This window comes from Rhizobium leguminosarum (genome assembly GCF_004123835.1).
Taxonomy (GTDB): domain Bacteria; phylum Pseudomonadota; class Alphaproteobacteria; order Rhizobiales; family Rhizobiaceae; genus Rhizobium; species Rhizobium leguminosarum_M.
Window position 1 is genome coordinate 415,897 of sequence record NZ_MZMU01000002.1, and the last position, 21,633, is coordinate 437,529.

At 59.9% G+C, this 21,633-nt stretch carries 18 protein-coding genes and 1 pseudogene; 13 read left to right on the top strand and 6 right to left on the bottom strand.

From position 1 onward, the window contains the following. The first annotated feature begins 33 nt into the window (after positions 1-33). The 4 genes from B5P46_RS03370 (at position 34) to B5P46_RS03385 (ending at position 5,312) form a co-directional block, all read left to right on the top strand. Entirely contained in the window at positions 34-1,551 is a 1,518-nt protein-coding gene (locus B5P46_RS03370) for an aldehyde dehydrogenase (NADP(+)) (RefSeq protein WP_129417465.1), read from the top strand. Between the two features lie 17 nt (positions 1,552-1,568). Further along, the gene (locus B5P46_RS03375; RefSeq protein WP_129417466.1) at positions 1,569-2,474 is read left to right on the top strand and encodes a 5-dehydro-4-deoxyglucarate dehydratase; all 906 of its coding nucleotides are present in this window, start codon (positions 1,569-1,571) and stop codon (positions 2,472-2,474) included. Positions 2,475-2,659: 185 nt separating this feature from the next. After that, positions 2,660-4,180 carry an ABC transporter substrate-binding protein gene (locus tag B5P46_RS03380; RefSeq protein WP_129417467.1) on the top strand — a complete coding sequence of 507 codons (1,521 nt, stop codon included), beginning with the start codon at positions 2,660-2,662 and terminating at the stop codon, positions 4,178-4,180. A 70-nt stretch (positions 4,181-4,250) separates the two neighbouring features. Then, on the top strand, positions 4,251-5,312 hold the full coding sequence (locus B5P46_RS03385) for an Ldh family oxidoreductase (RefSeq protein ID WP_129417468.1): 1,062 nt from the start codon (positions 4,251-4,253) through the stop codon (positions 5,310-5,312). A gap of 63 nt (positions 5,313-5,375) precedes the next feature. On the opposite strand, the gene B5P46_RS03390 is transcribed toward B5P46_RS03385, so the two are convergent. Then, positions 5,376-7,142: an SLC13 family permease gene (locus B5P46_RS03390; RefSeq protein ID WP_129417469.1), complete on the bottom strand. Its 1,767-nt coding sequence runs from the start codon at positions 7,140-7,142 to the stop codon at positions 5,376-5,378. A gap of 178 nt (positions 7,143-7,320) precedes the next feature. On the opposite strand from B5P46_RS03390, the gene ligD reads away from it, so the two are divergent. Then, a complete protein-coding gene (gene ligD / locus B5P46_RS03395) occupies positions 7,321-9,966 on the top strand; it encodes a DNA ligase D (RefSeq protein ID WP_129417470.1) in 2,646 nt (881 codons plus the stop codon). A 348-nt stretch (positions 9,967-10,314) separates the two neighbouring features. Here the strand turns inward: ligD and B5P46_RS03400 are convergent, their stop codons facing one another. Beyond that, positions 10,315-10,869, bottom strand: a complete 555-nt coding sequence (locus tag B5P46_RS03400; protein ID WP_129417471.1) for a methyltransferase family protein — start codon at positions 10,867-10,869, stop codon at positions 10,315-10,317. Positions 10,870-11,080: 211 nt separating this feature from the next. On the opposite strand from B5P46_RS03400, the gene B5P46_RS03405 reads away from it, so the two are divergent. Next, the gene (locus B5P46_RS03405) at positions 11,081-11,959 is read left to right on the top strand and encodes an alpha/beta fold hydrolase (RefSeq protein ID WP_129417472.1); all 879 of its coding nucleotides are present in this window, start codon (positions 11,081-11,083) and stop codon (positions 11,957-11,959) included. A 323-nt stretch (positions 11,960-12,282) separates the two neighbouring features. Further along, complete coding sequence (locus tag B5P46_RS03410) at positions 12,283-12,762, top strand: hypothetical protein (protein WP_129417473.1); 480 nt, start codon at positions 12,283-12,285, stop codon at positions 12,760-12,762. 261 nt (positions 12,763-13,023) lie between these two features. Here the strand turns inward: B5P46_RS03410 and B5P46_RS03415 are convergent, their stop codons facing one another. After that, the gene (locus B5P46_RS03415; protein ID WP_129417533.1) at positions 13,024-13,659 is read right to left on the bottom strand and encodes a hypothetical protein; all 636 of its coding nucleotides are present in this window, start codon (positions 13,657-13,659) and stop codon (positions 13,024-13,026) included. A 73-nt stretch (positions 13,660-13,732) separates the two neighbouring features. Beyond that, entirely contained in the window at positions 13,733-14,029 is a 297-nt protein-coding gene (locus B5P46_RS03420; RefSeq protein ID WP_129417474.1) for a PRC-barrel domain-containing protein, read from the bottom strand. 242 nt (positions 14,030-14,271) lie between these two features. Here B5P46_RS03420 and B5P46_RS03425 point away from each other — a divergent pair. The 6 genes and pseudogenes from B5P46_RS03425 to B5P46_RS03450 all read left to right on the top strand — a co-directional run bounded on the left by B5P46_RS03425 (position 14,272) and on the right by B5P46_RS03450 (position 20,635). Next, positions 14,272-14,998, top strand: a pseudogene (locus tag B5P46_RS03425) (FadR/GntR family transcriptional regulator). Between the two features lie 21 nt (positions 14,999-15,019). Continuing rightward, a complete protein-coding gene (gene denD, locus B5P46_RS03430; RefSeq protein WP_129417475.1) occupies positions 15,020-16,006 on the top strand; it encodes a D-erythronate dehydrogenase in 987 nt (328 codons plus the stop codon). A 166-nt stretch (positions 16,007-16,172) separates the two neighbouring features. Continuing rightward, complete coding sequence (locus tag B5P46_RS03435) at positions 16,173-17,240, top strand: ABC transporter ATP-binding protein (RefSeq protein ID WP_129417476.1); 1,068 nt, start codon at positions 16,173-16,175, stop codon at positions 17,238-17,240. A 151-nt stretch (positions 17,241-17,391) separates the two neighbouring features. Then, positions 17,392-18,696: an ABC transporter substrate-binding protein gene (locus B5P46_RS03440; RefSeq protein WP_129417477.1), complete on the top strand. Its 1,305-nt coding sequence runs from the start codon at positions 17,392-17,394 to the stop codon at positions 18,694-18,696. A gap of 83 nt (positions 18,697-18,779) precedes the next feature. Then, entirely contained in the window at positions 18,780-19,712 is a 933-nt protein-coding gene (locus tag B5P46_RS03445) for a carbohydrate ABC transporter permease (protein ID WP_129417478.1), read from the top strand. Positions 19,713-19,735: 23 nt separating this feature from the next. Then, positions 19,736-20,635, top strand: a complete 900-nt coding sequence (locus tag B5P46_RS03450; protein ID WP_129417479.1) for a carbohydrate ABC transporter permease — start codon at positions 19,736-19,738, stop codon at positions 20,633-20,635. A 93-nt stretch (positions 20,636-20,728) separates the two neighbouring features. On the opposite strand, the gene B5P46_RS03455 is transcribed toward B5P46_RS03450, so the two are convergent. Together B5P46_RS03455 and B5P46_RS03460 are read right to left on the bottom strand one after the other, a co-directional pair. Next, positions 20,729-21,124, bottom strand: a complete 396-nt coding sequence (locus B5P46_RS03455) for a hypothetical protein (RefSeq protein WP_129417480.1) — start codon at positions 21,122-21,124, stop codon at positions 20,729-20,731. Between the two features lie 40 nt (positions 21,125-21,164). Next, positions 21,165-21,398 carry a BrnA antitoxin family protein gene (locus B5P46_RS03460; RefSeq protein WP_129417481.1) on the bottom strand — a complete coding sequence of 78 codons (234 nt, stop codon included), beginning with the start codon at positions 21,396-21,398 and terminating at the stop codon, positions 21,165-21,167. Positions 21,399-21,633: the final 235 nt, after the last annotated feature.

Consider the following 21,633-nt stretch of genomic DNA (forward strand, 5'->3'; position numbering starts at 1 on the left):
GGACGGAGTGAGGCTCCGCCGAGGAGAAGAACAATGAGCTGGACCCCTTCAGGCAGGCATTTCATCGCCGGCGAGTGGATTGCCGGAACGACGACATTTCGGTCCGAGCCGGCGCATGGGCAGGCACATGACTTTGCGGTCGGCACAACGGAACTGGTCGACCGCGCCTGCCGCGCTGCCGAAGCTGCTTTTGTAGCGTTTTCGGCAACGACACGCGAGGAGCGCGGCATTTTCCTCGAGGTAATAGCCGAGGAGATCGACAAGCGCGGCGAGGCCGTCACCCTCATAGGAACGCAGGAAACCGGGCTTCCGGAGGGCCGACTTAACGGCGAACGTGCTCGTACCACCGGCCAACTCAGACTGTTTGCCGACCATATCCGCAAGGGCGCGCATCTTGATGCGCGTATCGATGCGGCCCAACCCGATCGGCAACCGGCGCCGCGCCCCGAGATCCGTCTGGTGCAACGGCCGATCGGCCCCGTCGCCGTCTTCGGCGCTTCGAATTTTCCGCTGGCATTCTCGACGGCCGGCGGCGATACGGCAGCCGCGCTTGCCGCGGGCTGCCCGGTCGTGGTGAAGGGACATTCAGCCCATCCCGGCACAGGTGAGATCATTGCCGAGGCGATTGCAGCCGCTATCGAGCGCACTGGAATGCCGGCCGGCGTCTTCAGCCTGATCCAGGGCGGCCGCCGTGATGTCGGAACGGCTCTGGTGACGCATCCGGCCATCAAAGCCGTTGGCTTTACCGGTTCGCTTGCCGGTGGACGGGCGCTCTTCGACCTTTGCGCCCAGCGCCCTGAGCCGATCCCCTTTTTCGGGGAACTCGGCAGCGTTAATCCGATGTTCCTGCTGCCGGCCGCTACCGCTGCCAGGGCGGAGGCAATCGGTTCAGGCTGGGCCGGTTCAGTGACGCTTGGTGCCGGCCAGTTCTGCACCAAGCCCGGCATCGCCGTCGTCGTCGACGGGCCGGAGGCGGACAAGTTCACCAGTGCCGCCAAGGCAGCTCTTGAAAAGGTGGCGCCGCAGACGATGCTGACCAAAGGCATCGCCACGGCCTATCACGAAGGTGTCGACAGGATGCGGGCAAGCAATGCTGTCGCGCCGGTTCTCGCTGCAGAGAATGCCGGCCGCGACGCCGCGCCGAACCTGTTCGAGACCAACGGCTCGGCCTGGCTTGCCGATCACTCGCTCAGCGAAGAGGTGTTCGGTCCTCTCGGCCTCGTGGTGCGCGTCGGCTCGCCTGAAGAGATGCTCGCCCTTGCCGAAAGCTTTCAGGGACAACTGACCGCGACGATCCATATGGACGACGCCGATCTTGGCCTTGCCCGCGACCTGCTGCCGATCCTCGAAAGGAAGGCGGGCAGATTGCTGGTCAATGGCTTCCCAACCGGCGTCGAGGTTGTCGATTCCATGGTGCATGGCGGACCCTACCCGGCCTCGACCAATTTCGGCGCGACCAGCGTCGGGACCATGTCGATCCGCAGGTTTCTGCGCCCCGTTGCCTACCAGAATTTCCCCGCCGACCTGTTGCCCCAAGACCTGCGCAACTGAAACCGAGGAGTGCCAAATTGATTGCCCCGACGGAACTTCGCGAGATCATTCGCAACGGCCTGCTGTCCTTTCCCGTCACCCCTTTCGATGCCGAGGACCGGTTTGCCCCCAGGCCGTTTTCAGCGCATCTGGAATGGCTGTCATCCTACCCCGTTGCCGGCCTGATCGTTGCCGGCGGCACCGGCGAGCTGTTCTCGCTGACACCGGGTGAGGTGGTTGAGGTGGTAAAAGCCGCCCGCGCCGTGTCCGGCGATGCGCCCGTTATTGCCGGATGCGGCTACGGCACGCGCATTGCCTGCGACATGGCGCGCGACATCGAGGCGGCCGGCGGCGACGGCATTCTTCTGCTGCCGCATTATCTGACCGAGGCGCCGGCAGATGGCATCGCCGCGCGTGTACGGGCCGTTTGCAAGGCCACCAATATGGGCGTCATCGTTTATAATCGTGGCCAGGCGCGGGTGTCGGCCGAGCAGCTTGCACAGCTTGCCGACGAATGCCCAAATCTGATCGGCTTCAAGGACGGTACCGGCGACATCGATACGGTGCGCCGTGTCACGATCGCGCTCGGTGACCGGCTTTCCTATATCGGTGGCATGCCGACACATGAACTGTTTGCCCAGGCCTATCGCGGAGCCGGCATGCCGACCTATTCCTCGGCGGTCTTCAATTTCGTGCCTGAAACGGCATTGAAATTCCACAAGGCATTCCTTGCCGGTGACGACGCGGCCTGTGAGCAGATGCTGCGCGATTTCTACTATCCCTTTGCCCGTATTCGCGATCGCAAAGCCGGTTATGCGGTTTCCGCCGTCAAGGCAGGCGTTCGGTTGCGCGGCTTTGAGGCAGGACCAGTGCGGGCGCCGCTGACGGATCTCACCGACGAGGAAGTCGAGATGATGCGCGAACTGATGGCTTCGGCCAGGTAAAATGAAGCGTTCCAGACACGGTTGAGAGCTCCGCTCATCGGAGCGCCAGGGTTGAAGGTCGTCGCTAACTAGTATATTAGTGCACTTGTGCTTTGTAGAACTATGAGGAGCTAGATGCCGGAGCACCGGAAACGGGACGCAGATTCACTGTGAGGAGCGCCAATGGCGCATGGGAGGAGAACGAAATGAAACTGCATTTGTTAGCTGCCTGCTTTTCAACAACGGTGCTCGCGCTGAGCGGCTGTACGGCGCACGCTCAGGATGCCAAGAGCAACGTCACTATTGTGCTTGCCGAAACCGTCGATGTCGTCGAACCCTGTATGGCAGCGCGCCAGGACGTAGGCCGGGTCATTTCTGAAAACGTCAACGAGATGCTGGTGGAATTCGACTACGTCAATGGCGGCCTCAAACCTCGCCTGGCCACGGAATGGTCGAAGATCGATGACGACACCTGGGAGTTCAAGCTGCGCCCGAATGTCAAATGGCACGACGGCAAGCCGTTCACCGCCAAAGATGTCCAGTTCACCATCGAGCGCAACAAGAACAAGAAGCTCAGCTGTGAGACCGGCGGCAAATATTTCGGCGGCACCGAGTTCAACTTCGAGACGCCGGATGCCAACACGATCCGGATTACGACAAAGCCGGCGCAGCCGATTCTTCCGCTTCTGATGACCGTTATGGCCGTGGAATCGGCCGAGGCGACGCCAGCAGACGAATTCACCCGCAGGCCGATTGGCACCGGCCCTTATACGTTCGACAAATGGGAAATCGGCCAGTCGATCGTGCTGAAGCGCAATCCGGAATATTGGGGGGAAAAGCCGCAGGTGGAACAGGCGACCTATCTGTTCCGCTCCGACAGTGCCGTTGCTGCCGCCATGGTCGATGCCGGCGAAGCCGACATCGTTCCGGCCGTATCCGTACAGGATGCCACCAACAAGGAAACCGATTTCGCCTATCCGAATTCGGAGACGACATCGCTGCGCATCGATACGCGCGCAGCACCCCTCAACGACCGGCGCATCCGTGAAGCGATGAACCTCGCCATCGATCGTCAGGCGATGCTCGGAACGCTGTTCCCCGAACAGGCGAAGATCGCGACACAGCTCGTCGTGCCGACCACGATCGGCTACAATGCCGATATCCCCGCCTGGCCCTATGATCCCGAAAAAGCGAAGGGACTGGTCGAAGCGGCGAAAGCGGACGGTGTCCCGGTCGATCGTGAGATCCGCATCATCGGTCGCAATGGGCAATATCCCAATGCCACTGAAGCGATGGAAGCGATGATGGCGATGCTTCAGGAAGTCGGCTTGAACGTAAAGCTCGACATGTATGACGTCTCCGTGTGGAACGGCTATTTCGTTGCACCCTTTGTCGCCGATTCCGGTCCGACGCTGACCCAGTCGCAGCACGATAATGCGACCGGCGATCCCGTCTTCACCGCTTTTGTGAAATATGCGACCGACGGCTCCCACTCCATGGTTCGCGATCCCGCTGTCGACGCCCTGATCGCCAAAGCGACCTCTGCCACCGGCGACGAGCGCACAAAACTCTGGAAGGAGCTTTTCGCCAAGGTTAACACCGAGATCATCGCGGATATCCCGATGTTTCACATGGTCGGTTTCACCCGCGTTTCGCCGCGTCTCGACTTCAAGCCGACGATCGCGACGAATTCCGAACTGCAGCTGGCGCAGATCCGCTTCAAGTAAGCTGGTCTGTCGAACTTAGGCACGGGCGGCCGCCAACGGCGGCCCGTGCTTTCCATGACATGACGGATAGATGCCTATGCCTCTGATTGATCGCGTTGCCCTAACTCAATTCGCCGAGCAGATATTGACCCGCGCCGGCATGGAGCCCGACAAGGCGGAAACTACTGCCGCCGTGCTGGTGGAGGGCGACATGATCGGCCACGAAACCCATGGCGTCAGCCTTTTGAACTGGTATGTCGAGGCGTTGGAAGACGGCTCTCTGGCGAAGTCGGGTAGCTATGAGGTCGTCAATGACCGCGGCGCAGCCTTTGTTTGGGACGGCAAATCCTTGCCCGGTGCATGGCTGCTGACCAAGGCGATCGAGCAGGCCTGCGAACGCGTAGGCGATCATGGCGTCGTCACCGCCGCGATCCGCAACTGCCACCATACCTGCGCGCTTTCGGCCTTCATGCGGCAGGTGACCGAACGGGGTTTGATCGTGCAGCTGTCGGTCTCGCATCCCGCGGCGAGCCGTGTCGCGCCCTATGGCGGCACGAAGCCGCTCCTGACGCCCAACCCGATGGCCGCCGGCTTCCCGACGTCTAAGGATCCGATCCTGATCGATGTCTCGGCCTCGATCACCACCACGACCATGACGCAAAACCTGGCGAAGGCCGGCAAGAAATTTCCTGAGGCCTGGGCTCTCACCGCCGCAGGCGAGCCGACCGATGATCCACGCGAAGTGACCGAACGGGGCGGGACAATGATGCCTCTTGGCGGCCAGCTGAAGGGGCACAAGGGTTTTGGGCTCGGGCTGATCGTCGAATTGCTGGGGCAGGGGCTTTCCGGCAAGGGACGGGCCAACACCTCGTCCGGTGTGTTTTCGCAAAGCGCTTTTCTTCAGGTCATCGATCCCGCCTTTTTTGCCGGGCTGGATGCCTTTACGGCGCAGTCTGACTTTCTCGCGTCCGCATGCCGCAGCAATCCTCCGGCGCCCTGGAACAATGGCCCCGTTCGCATGCCGGGCGACAGCGCCGCACGAAAGCGCCGCTCGGCGTTGGAAGAGGGCGTGCCGGTCGGTGATGCAGCTTGGCAGAAGCTTTGCAAGCATGCCGAGATCCTGGGATTGCCTATTCCCGACGTCGCCGCGTGAGGAACACATGTCTGCTTCGAAACTTTTTTATCGGTCGCCGCAATGCCCGGTGTCGGTTGCAAATCAGATCGGCCAGACCAATAGCAGGATCGGCACACTGACGACCACCACAATGAGCGAGAGCGGCAGACCCAATCGGGCGTAGTCACCAAATCGATATCCGCCCGGTCCCATCACGAGCGTGTTGCACTGGTGTCCGATGGGCGTGAGGAAGTCACAGCCGGCTCCAATTGCCACCGCCATCAGAAAAGCATCGGGTCTAAAGCCCAGCTTCTCGGCAAAGGTCGCGGCGATCGGGGCCATGACCAGAACCGTCGCTGCGTTGTTCAAAAACGGGGTTACGGCCATGGCCGCAACCAAGATGAGAGCCAAAGCACCGAAGGGCGGGAGCATTTCGGCGGTTCGCGAGAGGAGGTCCGCGATGATGTCGGTGGTTCCTGTGGTCCTGAGCGAGTCGCTGATCGGAATGAGAGCGGCCAGCATAATCAGAATGGGCGCATCGAGATGCTGATAAATTTCCCGCAAAGGAACGGATCCGGTGACCACCATCAGAAAAGCGGCGGCGAAAAACGCTGTCGCGACGGGAATGCCCCCGAAGGCTGTCGCCCCCATCGTTGCCATCAGGATAATGACGGGGATCATGCCATTGCGGGCGTTGCCGAGCTTCATATCTCGTTCGACCAGCGGCAAACATCCCCATTCGCGTAGAAGATCCGGTAGTTTCTGCAAGTCGCCCTGCAAGACCACGACGTCGCCATTGCGGATCTTGATCTCGCCCAGGCGCTCGGTGAAGCGCCTGTCGCGGCGGCTGACGGCAAGAAGGTTGAGCCCGGTATTGTGGAAGAGAGAAACGTCTTTTGCGCTGACGCCGATCAATCGGGAATGTTCGCCAACGATAGCTTCAACAGAACTGATGTCTTGGCGTGTCTCGGGCTGGTGTTTACGGTCGGACAGTTGAAGCTTGGCTTCACTGACGATCTTGTCGAGGGCGCTCTGCTCCCCCTCGATAATAAGAAGGTCGCCATCCTTGAGCACCGTGTCGGGAAGGGGCGTTCGTCTTTGGCCATTGCCACCGATAATCGCAGTCACCATCGCATCGCCGCCCGCTGGCTTCTGCAGCCAGCTGACGGACCGCCCGATCGCCCCTGATGGCGTGGTGACCTTGGCCTCGGTCGTGTAGTTTTTGATCGCCACCGCCTCATCCATCGACGTTTCGACCCGTGATCTTTCAGGAAGCAGCTTGTAGAACAGCGCCAGAAAGACAACGCCGGCGACCGAGAGCGCCAGGCCGACAGGCGTATAGTCGAACATCATGAACGGCTGCCCGGTGATCTCCTCGCGCACCCGGGAAACGATGATGTTTGGCGATGTGCCGATCTGCGTCATAAGCCCTCCGAGCAGAGAGGCGAAAGACATCGGCATCAGGAACATCGACGGTGATACGCGTGATTTCCGGGCCATTTGCACAGCGACCGGGATCATGATCGCCAGCGCACCAATGTTTTTGATGAAAGCCGACAGGGCTGCGACAATGGCAACCAGAATGATCAGCTGCATCCGTGGCCCGCGTCGTTCGGGAGAAAATCGGCGCAAGGCGACATCCATGATCCCCGATCTGGATATCGCCGCACTGACGATGAGCGCGCTGCCAACGATGATGACAATGTCATCGGAAAAGCCGGAAAAAGCATTTTTGGCAGGGACGATGCCGACAATGATTGCAGCGAGAAGGGAGCTCACGGCGACTATATCGTATCGATAACGACCCCACAGGAAGGCGCCCATCATCAGCGCGATGATGAGAAGAGAAAGCCATTGATCAGCGCGCATGTTTGCATCCCGGTGGTAGCAATTAACGTTTCAAGCAAGAGAACGATGCGGCGAGGCGGAGAAAATTTTTCTCGTCTATCCCCAGCCATTTTATCCGCTGAGGGCTGGGGGAACACCCTGATGGAACTTCCAGCCGCCAGACGGCATTTCGCTGTCGGGGTTGCTTTCGGGAACGGCCATGGCCAGTGACAAACTATCGACCTATCGGTCGAAGCGCGACTTTCAAAAGACGGGGGAGCCGAGCGGCGATACGCAACTCGCCCGCAGCAATCGCCGTCGCTTCGTGATTCAGAAACATGATGCCACCCGGCTGCACTACGACCTGCGGCTCGAGTTGGATGGCGTCTTCAAATCCTGGGCGGTCACCAAAGGCCCGTCTCTCGACCCGCACGACAAGCGGTTGGCCGTCGAGGTGGAGGACCACCCGCTGGACTACGGTGATTTCGAAGGCACCATTCCGAAAGGCCAGTATGGCGGCGGCACGGTTATGCTTTGGGATCGGGGCTATTGGGAACCGGAAGGAAAGAAGAGCCCGGAGCAGGCGCTGGCGAAAGGCGATTTCAAGTTTACGCTGCAAGGCAAACGCCTGCACGGCAGCTTCGTGCTGGTGCGCATGCGCAATGATCGCAACGGCGGCAACCGGACAAATTGGCTGCTCATCAAACACCATGATGAATTCTCCGTCGAAAACAATGGCGAGGCGATCCTCGAGGAGAACGACACCTCTGTCGCCTCCGGCCGAACCATGGAGATGATTGCCGCCGGCAAGGGACGAAAGCCCAAGCCTTTCATGGTCGAGGATGGCGTCGTTCAGGCTGATGCCGTCTGGGACAGCAATCACGGACTGGCTGCCGAAGAGCGAAAAGAGAACGCCGGAGGCGGTCGGAAATCGAAACCGGCCACAAAAGTCGATCTGCCGGATTTCATTGCGCCGCAGCTCTGCCGGACCCTAGAACGCCCTCCGGCCGGGACCGGCTGGATTCACGAGATCAAGTTCGACGGCTACCGGATCCAGATGCGGGTGCTGGATGGCGAGGCGACGCTGAAGACCAGGAAAGGGCTCGACTGGACGGCAAAATATCCCGAGATCGCCGAGGCGGCATCGACACTGCCCGATGCGATCATCGACGGCGAGATCTGCGCCCTCGACGATAATGGCGTTCCTGATTTCGCGGCCCTGCAGGCGGCCCTTTCGGAAGGCAAGACCGGCGAGCTCGTCTATTTCGCCTTCGATCTTCTCTATAAGGGTGGCGAGGACTTGCGATCTCTGCCGCTCGTCGAGCGCAAGACGCGGCTTCAAAGCCTTCTGTCCGACGCCGGCAATGATCCGCGCATCCGTTTCGTCGAGCATTTCGACACCGGCGGTGATGCAGTTCTCCGGTCTGCCTGCAAGCTCTCACTGGAAGGCATCATCTCGAAAGAGGCGGATGCCCCCTATCAATCCGGCCGTACCGAAAGCTGGGCGAAGTCCAAATGCCGCGCCGGCCACGAGGTGGTGATCGGCGCCTATGCCAAGACCAACGGGAAATTCCGATCCCTGCTGGTCGGCGTCTACCGCGGCGACCACTTCGTCTATGTCGGCCGCGTCGGCACAGGATATGGCGCGAAGAAGGTTGAAACGCTGCTTCCGAAGTTGAAAGCGCTCGAGACGGCAAAATCGCCTTTCACCGGCATCGGCGCGCCGAAAAAGGAGGCCGAGGTCACGTGGCTGAAGCCCACGCTCGTGGCGGAAATCGAATTCGCAGGCTGGACCGCCGACGGTATTGTCCGGCAGGCGGCCTTCAAGGGCTTGCGGGACGACAAGCCGGCCAAAGAGGTCAAGGCCGAACGGCCGGCAAAGCCCTCGCAAACTGACGTGCCACAGCCGGCCATGGAGGTGAAGGCCAGCCCTACCCGCAAAAAAGGCGCCAAGGCGGAGGTCATGGGGGTGCTGATCTCCAACCCGGACAAGCCGCTGTGGCCGGATGCCAATGACGGCAAACCCGTCACCAAGGAAGAGCTGGCCCGTTACTACGAAGCCGTCGGCTCCTGGCTAATCGAGCACATCAAGGGGCGCCCATGTTCGATCATCCGCGCACCCGACGGGATCGGCGGCGAGCAATTTTTCCAGCGCCATGCGATGCCCGGCACCTCGAACCTTCTCGAACTGGTCAAGGTCTTCGGCGATAAAAAGCCCTATCTGCAAATCGACCGGGTCGAAGGCTTGGCTGCCGTCGCGCAGATCGGCGCCGTCGAGCTGCATCCCTGGAATTGCGAACCGCATCAGCCTGAGGTGCCCGGCCGGCTCGTCTTCGACCTCGATCCAGGTCCGGACGTGCCATTCTCCGCGGTCGTTTCGGCGGCCCGCGAAATGCGCGATCGTCTCGACGCGCTCGGTCTGATCAGCTTTTGCAAGACGACCGGCGGCAAGGGTCTGCACGTCGTCACGCCACTCGCAATCAACAAGCGCAAGCCACTTTCATGGGCGGAAGCGAAGAGCTTCGCACACGACGTCTGCCAGCAGATGGCGCGCGACAATCCCGATCTCTATCTGATCAAGATGACGAAGAGCCTGCGGAACGGCCGGATCTTCCTCGACTATCTGCGCAATGACCGCATGGCGACGGCCGTGGCGCCTTTGTCACCGCGCGCCCGATCGGGAGCCACCGTCTCAATGCCGCTGAGCTGGACGCAGGTCAAATCAGATCTGGACCCCAAGCGCTTCACCATCCGGACCGTTCCTGCGCTTCTGGCGAAATCGTCGGCCTGGGAAGACTATTGCGACGGCCAACGGCCACTGGAACAGGCGATTAAGCGCCTCGCTAAGGCGCGGGTCGCGGCTTGATTGAGGGGCTTACCGCGGACCGGTTCGAGGTGATAGTTAGCCCGAACCGGAATTGCTTTGGGAGTTCGGGTCCCGGCCGGCGATCCACCGTGGCGACAGCCGGGCCAGGCGTCGGATTAATGCCGTGCTGTTCAAGTTGGATTTGTTGCAGGCAACGACACTCGCCTGGCCACGATCGACAGTTTCCGTGGAGCAGTCCGAAAAGTCCATCGGTCGGAGGCTTTCGACGCTGATTGCTTTATCGAATCGTCGAGAGGTCACTCGCCTATCGGGCCGCTGCCTCGTGGTACAACTTCATCGCGTCTGACGCGGAACGCGCCATGCGTACCCCTTCCCTCGGAGGCGGGTTTACCGCCAATCGAACCACGGTGTCAGCAAGCCCGTCTTGCGCCGATAGGCTTCATATTCGGATGCCAGCGGTGATAGGGAGAACTTCCTCTCCTCATTGCGGGCTGCAATCACGTAGACAACCGTAAAAAATAAGACCGGCAGGATCGACCATATCGACCAAGATGCCAGCGCCCACCCCGACCAGAAGAGCAGGTAGGACGTGTAAAAAGGGTGCCGCAGGTAGCGATAGGGACCGTCGGTGACAAGACTATCTGGGTGATCGGGGTCGAACACAAAGCGCAACCTGGCCTCTCGCGACGCCGACACCGCCCACCAGAACAAGCTCGCCGCCCCGATTTCAAATCCCAGTCCTACTACCTGTACCCATAGCATCTGCGTCCCGGACCAAACCAGGTACAGGAAAAACGCCGAAGTCGCGATGACGACGACGGTGATCAGCTTTGCTCCGGCTTCCATCTTCGGCGAGTTGAAGTGGCCTCGCAACGACCACGCCCAGAACCCGACGATAGTCAGGCTGGTGATCGAAATAATAAAGTCCAGAAGAAATTGCATCTCGATGCCCACTTGAAAGGTTGGTTACAATTGCTGCTGCGACAGACCTAACCCGTATACAACGCCAAGGCAAATGATTGATGTATATACGTAACCGCACTGAAACGTGCCGTGATTGCACGACCTGGTTTAGATCTGGTTTACGATGATCATGCACCTGCCGTAGATATTTTCGTGCAAGACTTTGGCTGCGCTTTAGGGGTCGCAGCTTATGGACGTATTTCACTGTACAATCGACACCAGCCACGGCGCTGTGCGCATCAGTGACACTATTGATGGCGCTGCACCACTGGTTATGATACACGGTTCCGGCAGCTCACGGACGGTCTTTTCACAGCAACTACACAGCCCTTTGTCCCGGAATTGGCGTCTGATTGCACTCGATCTTCCGGGACATGGCGAATCGAGCGACGCTCGAGATCCGCAGTCAACTTACACCGTCACCGGTCTTGCCGACTGCATAGGAGAGGTGGCAGCCCGCCTGGGGCTTCATCGCTTTCCCGTGCTGGGATGGTCGCTTGGCGGTCACGTCGCGATTGAGATGGCGGGCAGCGGCAACGGCATTTCGGGCCTGATGTTGTGCGGCACGCCACCGGTCCCCAGCGGTCTCCTCGGAATGCTGCGGGGATTCCATCCGTCATTTGATATTCTTCTGGCATCAAAAGAGAACTTTACATCGCGTGACGTGGAGCGGTTTCAGTCTCTTTGCTTTGGAGACACGAGCAACCCCTCCTTTCGCGATGCTATAGCGCGCGCAGACGGGAGACTAAGGAGCGTTTTTTCTCGCGCAATGTTGCGGGGGCAGGGGGTGGATCAGCGCCGCACCGTCGAACAGGCTGATATACCCATTGCTTTTGTAAATGGATTTTATGACCCCTTTGTCAAACTCAGCTATTTTTCGGGCCTGAACATCCAGTTGCTCTTCGAAGGCAAAGCGCATGTAATGGAAGGTGCTGGTCACGCGCCCTTCTGGGAAAAGCCGGAGAGCTTCAACTCGATGCTCGACCGTTTCCTGAACACAGTCGCCGCTCATGAAGCCAATATCGATCTGAAAAATCATCACTTTCTTTCGAACAGATCAGTGTTCTAAGAGCGATCCGCGGAGCTGCGGTCTCCTGTGCTTACAGTTTCCGAAACATGTCGCGGGAAGATCGACGAGTGGCTCGAAAGACGACACAGGATCTTTCAGGGCAGGTAATCGGATCGGAATGCGAGGGATGTGGCTCGCCATTCGCCGCGGCCACGAGCTCGTACTGCAAACGACGTAGTTTCCATCGGTCGTAAAACAATATTTGACGTCTAAGTTCATTGTGCGACGGTCATGGTCGGGCAACCGTCATTGCCTTTCCCGCAGACCGATCCCGCCCTATCATTCAGAGGCGCCTGCATGAAATCCAGGGAGATGGGAGAGCGATGCGGAATTGTTTAGGCCTGCTAGCGGCAGGAGTCTCTCTCCTCCAGCTATGCTCCTTCGCCAACGCACAGGCACCGAATGCCCTGGAGAGGGCCATCGGAGATGCGCAGCCATGCAGGTCGTTGAAGACCAAGGTATCGAGCTTCGGCATCAGTGTGGAGGTAGGCGTCGACAAGCTCGATTCCGTGAAGATCGAAAACCTGCAATTGTCGGTGAATGGCAACACCGCGGAGGCGAGCGCCCGCGGCACGCTTGCTTGCAAGACCTCGGACGAAGCGCTGGTAGAAGGAGGGTTTTCAGCGACCGCTGAGGTTCGGCTGAAGGTCGACCTTACGACCTGCAAGATGACCGAGACCTCCATCGAGATCGTGAAGACCGGTGGCAGGTTCGGCGACATCGTCAAAGGACTTGAGACTGAAATCTCTGGCGCCCTCCGGCGAAGTCTGGAGAAGAACTTGGCCAAGCTTTGCGAGAAGTGATCAGCGGATCGACACCATTAGACAGAGTTGCGGATTGAAGCCGCCAAAAAGTGTCTCCAGCCTTAGGACAAAGGACATCGGTGAGACGAGGGATGGAATCACGCATTTTGTCTCGTCCTCCTCGCGAAGGAGAAATTCCGGAGAGCTCTATTGCAGCATGCCTCCACGTCTGTGATGCCGACCCGATCTTCAAGGTCGCCGAAATGCCTTCGGCGACTATTGGGAAGGGATCGAAGACTGCGTTGCAGAGGTTCCGCCGCCTTAGCGGAGCAACCCATCGCGACTGAACTCTTCCCAGCCGAGAGGTTTCGAACGTGACGCATCGTCGGGGTCGGCATCAGGTTTCGAAGGGGTCTTGGCCTTGGTCTTCAGCGAACGCGTCAACTTCGCTTTCAAGGCTGCCCGTCGTCGTTTCTCGGCCGTAGCTTCAGCATCCTCTTCGCGCCAGACTGTCACCAGGTCTCGGTCGAGGATGTCCTCCACCACGCGCGGGTCGAATACGTGGAAGGTAATTTTCCTCGCCCGCCCACGCAGCTTCACCGTGCGGGTTCCTGCACTGGGCAAGCGCCCGTCGCTGAGCCAGCGATGTCTCTCGGTAGTAGAGATCGTCAGGATATCCTGGATTTCACGGGGGATCACAGGCAGGCTTTCGATGTCTTCGAGCGCGTTGGAAACGACTGACGAAGCAGCACGGAACGCACTCTTAGCCGTTTCAGCCATCGCCAATGTCAGAGCACCCGCCTCGATTTCGAGCGACTTTCTCACCGCCAAAGGCAGACGTGCGCGAATTTCCAGCAGAATCCCCTTCGCGCGAACGGATGATCCGAGCGTGGCTGCGGTCGATAGGGGCCACTCCTTGATCAGCTCCGCATCGTCAGTGGTCTTGGGTTTTGCCATGTACGAGTAGATGGGCCTTCCGCTCTGCAGCGTCAACGACTACGCCAGGACGGAAGGCATCATGTGATTACGCTCAGTCGCGGTGCTCGGGCATCTGCTTGAGCTCGTCCTCGGTCCAGCTCGTAACGGCATGAACGTCGCCGTCTTCATCGCGCATGAACTCAAGATCCGAGATCGGAACTGCAACAGGCTTCGCGCCGATACCCAGAAAGCCTCCGACGTCGATGACCGCGGAGCCGCCGGCGCCCGCGCCATGGATATGATCGACCTTGCCGACTTTGTGATCGTCGGCTCCATAGATGGTGGCACCTTCGAGGAAGGCAGGGGTAAGTTCTGAAGTCGTCAAGCGTACGTGGTTGGTGTGATCCATGATCGTTTCCTCCTTTGTGGAGGAGGGGTAATCGAAGCGCAAACTGAATGTTCCGGCGACTACAGTCCGTCCGGCGCTGTGATCAGCTGGTCTTCTCGGTGTGCTGATATTGCCATTCACAAAACTGCTCCAAATAACGGTTGGGTAGATCGCGTGCCATCATGCGTTGACAATCCTCTTTTGCTCAGGTCTACTGGTCCACTTACCGGACCAGTAGACCTGAGCGCGGGGAGGGAAAAGCAATGGACGTTCGAGCGATGCTCGAAGACGACGTTGCGGCGCTCGGTGGAGCGCCGAAGAAGTCGATGAGAGACTTCGTCGTCCAGAAGATTGCGACCTTCATTGCCACCGGCATCCTCAATGGGCGATCCGCTGCCCAGCGAACGTGAACTCGCCTCCGCACTCTCGGTCAGCCGCGAGACCGTCCGTGGGGCGATCCTTATCCTTTCCACCCATGGCATTCTCTCGGTTGCGCACGGAACGCGCACGGTGGTGGCATCAGAGGATGTGGGCGAATTGGCCGTCCAGGCTGCGCGGTATCGCGACATCGCGGCCTACAGTCTCGACAATGTTCATGAGGCGAGGCTTCTTATCGAAGCACAGGTCGTCAGGGCTGCCGCGCTCAAGATGGAGCCTTCAACTCTTGATTATCTCCGCAAGTCGATTGCAGCACAGGAAGCCGCCTGTGACGATCCTGTTCGTTTTTTGATATGTGACCGGGAATTTCACACCGCCATCTACCGTTCCAGCGGCAATGCGGTGCTGGCTGATATGGCCGCCGACCTCTATTCCTATCTGCTGAGCCACCGAAGGCGCGTCGTATCGCAGCCCGGAAGTATCGCCACCAGCATCGCCGATCATCGGATGATCCTTGCCGGCTTGGAGACGCGGGATCCGGATGCCGCGTCCGCTGCCTTCGCGATCCACGAAACCCGTATTTATACGACGACCAAGCTGCTCTTTTCGTAGCTCGCAGGGAGGCGAAACACGATGCATATTCTCATTATCGGGGCGGGAGGAATGATCGGCCGGAAGCTCGCCGCCACACTGGGGCGCACCGGCTCCCTCGGCGGCCATGCGATCACGCGCATGACGCTCGCCGATATCGCGCCGCCGCCGGTACCCGCAGGTGTCTCCTGGCCGGTGGAAGCGCTGGCTGCTGATATTTCCGAAAGCGGTGCGGCGGAAGCCCTGGCGGCTCACCGGCCCGATGTGATCTTCCATCTCGCCGCGATCGTTTCCGGCGAAGCCGAGCGCAATTTCGAACTCGGCTATCGGGTCAATCTCGATGGCACGCGATCGCTGTTGGAAGCGATCCGCCGGGAAGGAAGCCGCCAAGCCTATGTTCCCCGGTTCGTATTCTCCTCGTCGATCGCGGTCTATGGCTCGCCGTTTCCGGATCCGATTCCCGATGATTACGTCCTCGCACCTCTTACCAGCTACGGAGTCCAGAAGGCGATTTCCGAGCTTCTGCTTGCCGACTATTCGCGGCGCGGCTTTATCGACGGCGTCGGAATTCGGTTGCCGACCATCGTGATCCGGCCGGGTGCGCCGAATGCCGCCGCATCGGGTTTCTTTTCCGGAATCCTGCGGGAACCGCTTGCAGGCCAGCGGGCTATTCTCCCGGTCGAAGAAACGGTCAAGCACTGGCTGGCAAGCCCGCGCTCCGCCATCAAGTTCCTGATCCATGCTGCGACGCTCGACACGGCGGCGTTGGGTGTTCGGCGCACGCTTACCATGCCGGGCGTCGCCGCCACCGTTGCCGACCAGATTGCCGCCTTACGCCGTGCTGCCGGTCCCGAGGCGGCGGACTTGATCGATCGTCGCCGCGACGAGGTCATTGAAGGGATCGTCGCCGGATGGCCGAAGTCCTTTGCGCCCGAACGCGCGACGCAACTGGGTTTCGTCGCCGAAACCACGGTGGACGAGCTGATCGAGGTCTACCTCGCCGAAGACGCTCCGGGTGCGTCCGGATGAGATTGGGCTGGGCTAAAACCGCCCCATAGGAGGAGAGTATCGCCCGGGCACACCCGCATATGCGGGATTGCAGCGGCAGAAGGACTTGAGAAGATAAGGCCGCAGGCAAGATATACGAAAATACGAATACATAGCATGTAGCGCTCGATTTCTGGGAGGAGTGGGTATGGCAGGCGTTCAATTCGCGGATGTGCGGAAATCATTCGGGGCATTTCCGGTCATTAAAGGCGTGGATATCGACATTGCCGACGGCGAGTTCGTGATCCTGGTCGGCCCGTCGGGTTGTGGAAAGTCCACTCTTCTGCGGATGCTGGCGGGACTTGAGAACATTTCCGGCGGCGAGATCAAGATCGGCGGGCGTGTGGTCAACACTCTGCCGCCCAAGGACCGCGACATCGCCATGGTGTTTCAGAACTATGCGCTCTATCCGCATATGACGGTGCAGCAGAACATGGGCTTCTCGCTGATGCTCAACAAGGCGCCGAAGGCGGAAGCCGAGAAGCGGGTGAAATATGCCGCCGGCATCCTCGGTCTCGACAAATTGCTCGACCGTTATCCGCGCCAACTTTCCGGCGGCCAGCGCCAGCGTGTCGCCATGGGGCGGGCGATCGTGCGCGATCCGGAAGTCTTCCTGTTCGACGAACCGCTATCCAACCTCGATGCGAAGCTGCGCGTTGCCATGCGCGCCGAAATCAAGGAACTGCACCAGCGGCTGAAAACGACGACGGTCTACGTCACCCATGACCAGATCGAGGCGATGACCATGGCCGACAAGATCGTCGTCATGCATGACGGCGTCGTCGAGCAGATCGGCACGCCGCTCGAGCTTTACGACAAGCCAGCCAATCTCTTCGTTGGCGGCTTCATCGGCTCGCCGGCGATGAACATGATCAAGGGCAGGCTCGATCCCGAAAACCCGACAAGTTTCAGGGCATCCGACGGCACTGCGCTCCCGGTCGCCAATCCGCCAGCCGACGCCATCGGCCGCGACCTCGTCTACGGGCTGCGCCCGGAATACATTTTACTCGATGCCAACGGGCTGCCCGGCGAAATCGTGGTGATCGAGCCGACCGGCTACGAGACGCATCTTATCCTCAGGCTCGGCGGCAGCGACCTCAGCTGCGTCTTCCGCGAACGCGTCAGCGCGCGGCCAGGCGAAACCTTGCGCGTTTCGATCGACGCCGCGCATGTTCATCTCTTCGACACCGAAACCGGGCGGAGATTGACAGACTGAGGCCGGCCGGCGGCGGCGCGGGGCGGAGGAGCCCTCTCGTCGCCTGCAGGCAGGCACGCATCCCCTCTCAGGGATGCAAGGACCGTCGTTCACCAAGCGGGGAAGTGAACGGCGGGGAGTTCGCACCCGCTTTTTGATGAGGAGGAATCTCATGAGGATCAGAAGACGTGACTTTCTTGCCGCCTCGGCTGCCGTCGCCGGCGCCGCCGGTCTTGGCATCCGGCCGACCTTCGCGCAGGCCGAACCGACCTACACACCGGAAAGCGGCGCCAGCCTGCGGCTGCTGCGCTGGACACCCTTCGTCAAGGGCGACGAGGAGGCATGGCTTGCCAACACCAAGAAGTTCATCGAGGCGACCGGCGTCGAGGTGCGCATCGACAAGGAAAGCTGGGAAGATATCCGCCCGAAGGCTGCCGTTGCGGCCAATGTCGGCTCCGGCCCGGACCTCATCATGTGCTGGTTCGACGACGCTCACCAGTATCCCGACAAGCTGGTCGACCTGACCGAACTCGCCAACTATCTCGGCAACAAGTATGGCGGCTGGTATGACGGTGTGAAGGGCTATGCCGCGCGCGGCGACACCTTCATCGCCATGCCGCTGGCGGCAATCGGCAATGCGGTGGTCTATCGCGACACTCACGTGAAGGCAGCCGGCTTCAGCGAGTTCCCGAAAGACACGGCAGGCTTCCTCGAGCTTTGCAAGGCGATGAAAGCCAAGGGCACGCCGGCCGGCTTCCCGCACGGCAAGGCCGTCGGCGACGGTAACAACTACGCCCATTGGCTGCTTTGGAGCCACGGCGGCAAGATGGTCGACGAAGGCGGCAAGGTGACGATCAACAGCCCGGAAACGCTGGCTTCGATCAACTATGCCAAGGAGCTCTATGCGACCTTCATTCCGGGCACGGAAAGCTGGCAGGACGTCAACAACAACCGCGCCTTCCTCGCAGGCCAAGTGTCGCTGATCGCCAACGGCGTCTCGGTTTATTACACAGCCAAGAACGACCCGAAGCTCGCCGAGATCGCCAAGGACATCCGCACGACGAATTTCCCGGTCGGCCCGGTTGGCCAGAGCGTCGAGCTTTTCCAGACGAGCTCACTGCTTCTCTTCAAGCATACGAAGTATCCGGAGGCGGCGAAGGCCTACATCAAGTTCATGATGGAAGCCGACCAGATGAATGCCTGGATCCAGGGCTCAAGCGCCTATTGCTGCCAGCCGCTCAAGGCTTTCGCCAAGAACCCGATCTGGACATCCGATCCGATCCACGCGCCTTATGCACGTGCCTCGGAAAAGCTGCGCCCGAACGGCTATGCCGGCCCACTCGGTTATGCCTCGGCTGCGACCATGGCCGACTACGTTCTGGTCGACATGTATGCGGCCGCCGTCACCGGCCAGATGTCGCCCGAAGATGCGATGAAGGAAGCTGAACGCCGGGCAAACCGCTACTATCGCGTTTGAGCCGCGCTTCAAAGCAAGCGGCATGCCGGCTTCGGCATGCCGCAAGCACTCTGCGAGTTCAAAACGTAATCTGGAGATAAGCAATGTCGATGGTGAATCCGGAGGATAGACGCGGGCCGATCTCTTCGCTCCTGCAGAACAACAACGTGCTCGGCTTCCTGTTCATGCTGCCGGCGGCGGTGTTCCTCGTCTGCTTTCTCACCTATCCGCTGGGGCTCGGCGTCTGGCTCGGCTTCACCGATACGAGGATTGGGCGCGACGGCATCTTCATCGGCCTGGAGAACTACCAGTTCCTGATGGACGACAGCGTCTTCTGGCTGTCGGTCTTCAACACTATTCTCTATACCTCCGTTGCCTCGGTGCTGAAATTCGCGCTCGGCCTCTGGCTGGCGATGCTGCTCAATCAGCACCTGCCGTTCAAGTCCTTCTTCCGGGCCATCGTGCTGCTTCCCTGGGTCGTGCCGACGGTGCTTTCGGCGCTGGCCTTCTGGTGGATCTACGATTCCCAATTTTCGATCATCTCCTGGTCGCTGATGCAGCTCGGGCTGATCAGCGGACCGATCAACTTCCTCGGCGATCCCATAAATGCGCGCATATCCGTCATCGTCGCCAATGTCTGGCGCGGCATTCCCTTTGTGGCGATCTCGCTGCTTGCGGGGCTGCAGACCATTCCGGCGTCGCTGCAGGAGGCCGCCTCGCTCGACGGCGCCACGAGCTGGCAGCGTTTCCGCTACGTGACGCTGCCGATGCTGACGCCGATCATCGCCGTGGTGATGACCTTCTCGGTGCTCTTCACCTTCACCGATTTCCAGCTCATCTACGTGCTGACCAAGGGTGGACCTGTCAACGCAACGCATCTGATGGCGACGCTATCGTTCCAGCGCGGCATTCCAGGGGGTCAGCTCGGTGAAGGTGCGGCGATCGCAGTCGCCATGGTGCCCTTCCTGCTCGGCGCCATCATGTTCAGCTTCTTCGGCCTGCAACGGCGCAAATGGCAACAGGGCGGCCAGGATTAGGGTCAGGGTTAGGGAGAGTGACGATGTCGATAAATTCAAACGCCGCCGATCAGGTCGTGACCGACAATGCCGAAGGTATGAGCTATCTGAACCGCCTGCCGCGGCGGATCGTGATGCTCTACCTGCCGATGGCCGTCTTCGTCTTCGTGCTGCTCTTCCCGTTCTACTGGATGGCGATCACCGCGGTGAAGCCGAACGACCAGCTGACCGACTATAACAACTACAGCCCCTTCTGGGTGGTGGGAGCGACACTCGAGCACATCAAATACCTGTTCTTTGAGACATCCTATCCGGGCTGGCTGTGGAACACGATGCTGGTCGCGGTCTGCTCTACCTTTCTCTCGCTGGTAGCCTCAGTCTTCGGCGCCTATGCGATCGAGCGCGTCCGCTTCACAGGCTCCCGTTCGGTTGGCCTCGTCATCTTCCTCGCCTATCTCGTGCCGCCGTCGATCCTCTTCATTCCGCTTGCCTTCATCGTCTTCAAGCTCGGGATCTACGACTCGCGGCTGGCGCTGATCTTCACCTACCCGACCTTCCTCATTCCCTTCTGCACCTGGCTGCTGATGGGCTATTTCCGGTCGATCCCATTCGAGCTGGAGGAAAGCGCGCTGGTGGACGGCGCCAACAGATGGCAGATTCTCACCAAGATCATTCTGCCGCTCGCCGTGCCGGGGCTGATTTCGGCTGGCATCTTCGCCTTCACGCTGTCCTGGAACGAATTCATCTATGCGCTGACTTTCATCCAGTCCTCGGAAAACAAAACCATCCCGGTCGGCGTGCTGACCGAACTGGTGCGCGGCGACGTCTTCGAATGGGGGGCACTGATGGCGGGCGCATTGTTCGGCTCGCTCCCGGTGGTCATCCTCTACTCGTTCTTCGTGGACTACTACGTCTCATCGATGACCGGGGCGGTGAAGGAGTGACATGTACCGCGGACACGCCTTGCTTCCTGCAGCATGCGACTGCTTGTTATCGCAGGAGGCGTGTCCGCAAAAATGGGATCAGGTGCCTGCCCCTCATGTATCTAAACCTCGTCTTGCCGAGATCGAATAATTGTAAATTGCCGCGTAGCTCGTCGATACGAGCAGCGGAAATGCGATGGTCTTGAGTATTTCCGGTGTGCCGGTTGCTGCATGGATTGCCACGAGAATGCTGGCTGAGCCGAGACAAGCAATGGGAGGCGGCGCCCAAAATCGTGCGGATCCGACGAAGCGCTTTGAAAGCCAGTCGATCACAGATTTCAGGAAAAGCGTCAGGCAGGCGGATATCGTACCCTGCACAAGGCCGGCATAGAGCGGCAATGGCATGGCGTGCGCGCGATTGGCGAAAACCGCCCAGCTGCCCATTGCCAAAAAGGCGAAGAGAACATGGACAACGCCGCTGCGGAGAAGCCGGTACAGTGCATTCGGCATCACAGCGACCACCCGTGGCGGACAAGATGGTGCAACAGGGTCAGAGCCTGTTCTTCATCGCGGCGCGCAATATATCGTTGATCCGATCCTGCCAGCCGGGGCCATCTTCCTGGAAAAAGGCAAGCACATCACTGTCGATCTTGAGCGAAACAAGCTCCTTGATATTCGGCAGCGCCGGCCGCTCGACAGCTTGTTCCGGCTTCTTCTTCGCGGGTTTGAACAACGCTTCGGCAGCATCCATTGGATTGACAGATCTGCGGGGCGGGTTTGCCATAGGTGTCACTTTCTATTGCCTGTCGGAGCGACATATGAGCGGCATACGTGATGTCGGCAGCTTCGTCGACTATTTATCGTGTTTACGACAGGGGGACTTAGCCGATCTGCTCGATCGCCAGCGTGCCGGCGGCAGGAACCACTTGTCCTTGCGCTTCCGGTCTTTCGCCTCGGTGGCCGCGTAAAAGCCGTCGGCGATGATCAGGCATTGACTTCACGAAGTTTGCATTGCCGGC

Bases quoted from the DNA above. Each gene is read 5' to 3' on its own strand.
- B5P46_RS03370 (WP_129417465.1), top strand. From the start codon at position 34: ATGAGCTGGACCCCTTCAGGCAGGCATTTCATCGCCGGCGAGTGGATT.
- B5P46_RS03380 (WP_129417467.1), top strand. From the start codon at position 2,660: ATGAAACTGCATTTGTTAGCTGCCTGCTTTTCAACAACGGTGCTCGCG.
- B5P46_RS03385 (WP_129417468.1), top strand. From the start codon at position 4,251: ATGCCTATGCCTCTGATTGATCGCGTTGCCCTAACTCAATTCGCCGAG.
- B5P46_RS03390 (WP_129417469.1), bottom strand. From the start codon at position 7,142: ATGCGCGCTGATCAATGGCTTTCTCTTCTCATCATCGCGCTGATGATG.
- ligD (WP_129417470.1), top strand. From the start codon at position 7,321: ATGGCCAGTGACAAACTATCGACCTATCGGTCGAAGCGCGACTTTCAA.
- B5P46_RS03400 (WP_129417471.1), bottom strand. From the start codon at position 10,869: ATGCAATTTCTTCTGGACTTTATTATTTCGATCACCAGCCTGACTATC.
- B5P46_RS03405 (WP_129417472.1), top strand. From the start codon at position 11,081: ATGGACGTATTTCACTGTACAATCGACACCAGCCACGGCGCTGTGCGC.
- B5P46_RS03410 (WP_129417473.1), top strand. From the start codon at position 12,283: ATGCGGAATTGTTTAGGCCTGCTAGCGGCAGGAGTCTCTCTCCTCCAG.
- B5P46_RS03415 (WP_129417533.1), bottom strand. From the start codon at position 13,659: ATGGCAAAACCCAAGACCACTGACGATGCGGAGCTGATCAAGGAGTGG.
- B5P46_RS03420 (WP_129417474.1), bottom strand. From the start codon at position 14,029: ATGGATCACACCAACCACGTACGCTTGACGACTTCAGAACTTACCCCT.
- denD (WP_129417475.1), top strand. From the start codon at position 15,020: ATGCATATTCTCATTATCGGGGCGGGAGGAATGATCGGCCGGAAGCTC.
- B5P46_RS03435 (WP_129417476.1), top strand. From the start codon at position 16,173: ATGGCAGGCGTTCAATTCGCGGATGTGCGGAAATCATTCGGGGCATTT.
- B5P46_RS03440 (WP_129417477.1), top strand. From the start codon at position 17,392: ATGAGGATCAGAAGACGTGACTTTCTTGCCGCCTCGGCTGCCGTCGCC.
- B5P46_RS03445 (WP_129417478.1), top strand. From the start codon at position 18,780: ATGTCGATGGTGAATCCGGAGGATAGACGCGGGCCGATCTCTTCGCTC.
- B5P46_RS03450 (WP_129417479.1), top strand. From the start codon at position 19,736: ATGTCGATAAATTCAAACGCCGCCGATCAGGTCGTGACCGACAATGCC.
- B5P46_RS03455 (WP_129417480.1), bottom strand. From the start codon at position 21,124: ATGCCGAATGCACTGTACCGGCTTCTCCGCAGCGGCGTTGTCCATGTT.
- B5P46_RS03460 (WP_129417481.1), bottom strand. From the start codon at position 21,398: ATGGCAAACCCGCCCCGCAGATCTGTCAATCCAATGGATGCTGCCGAA.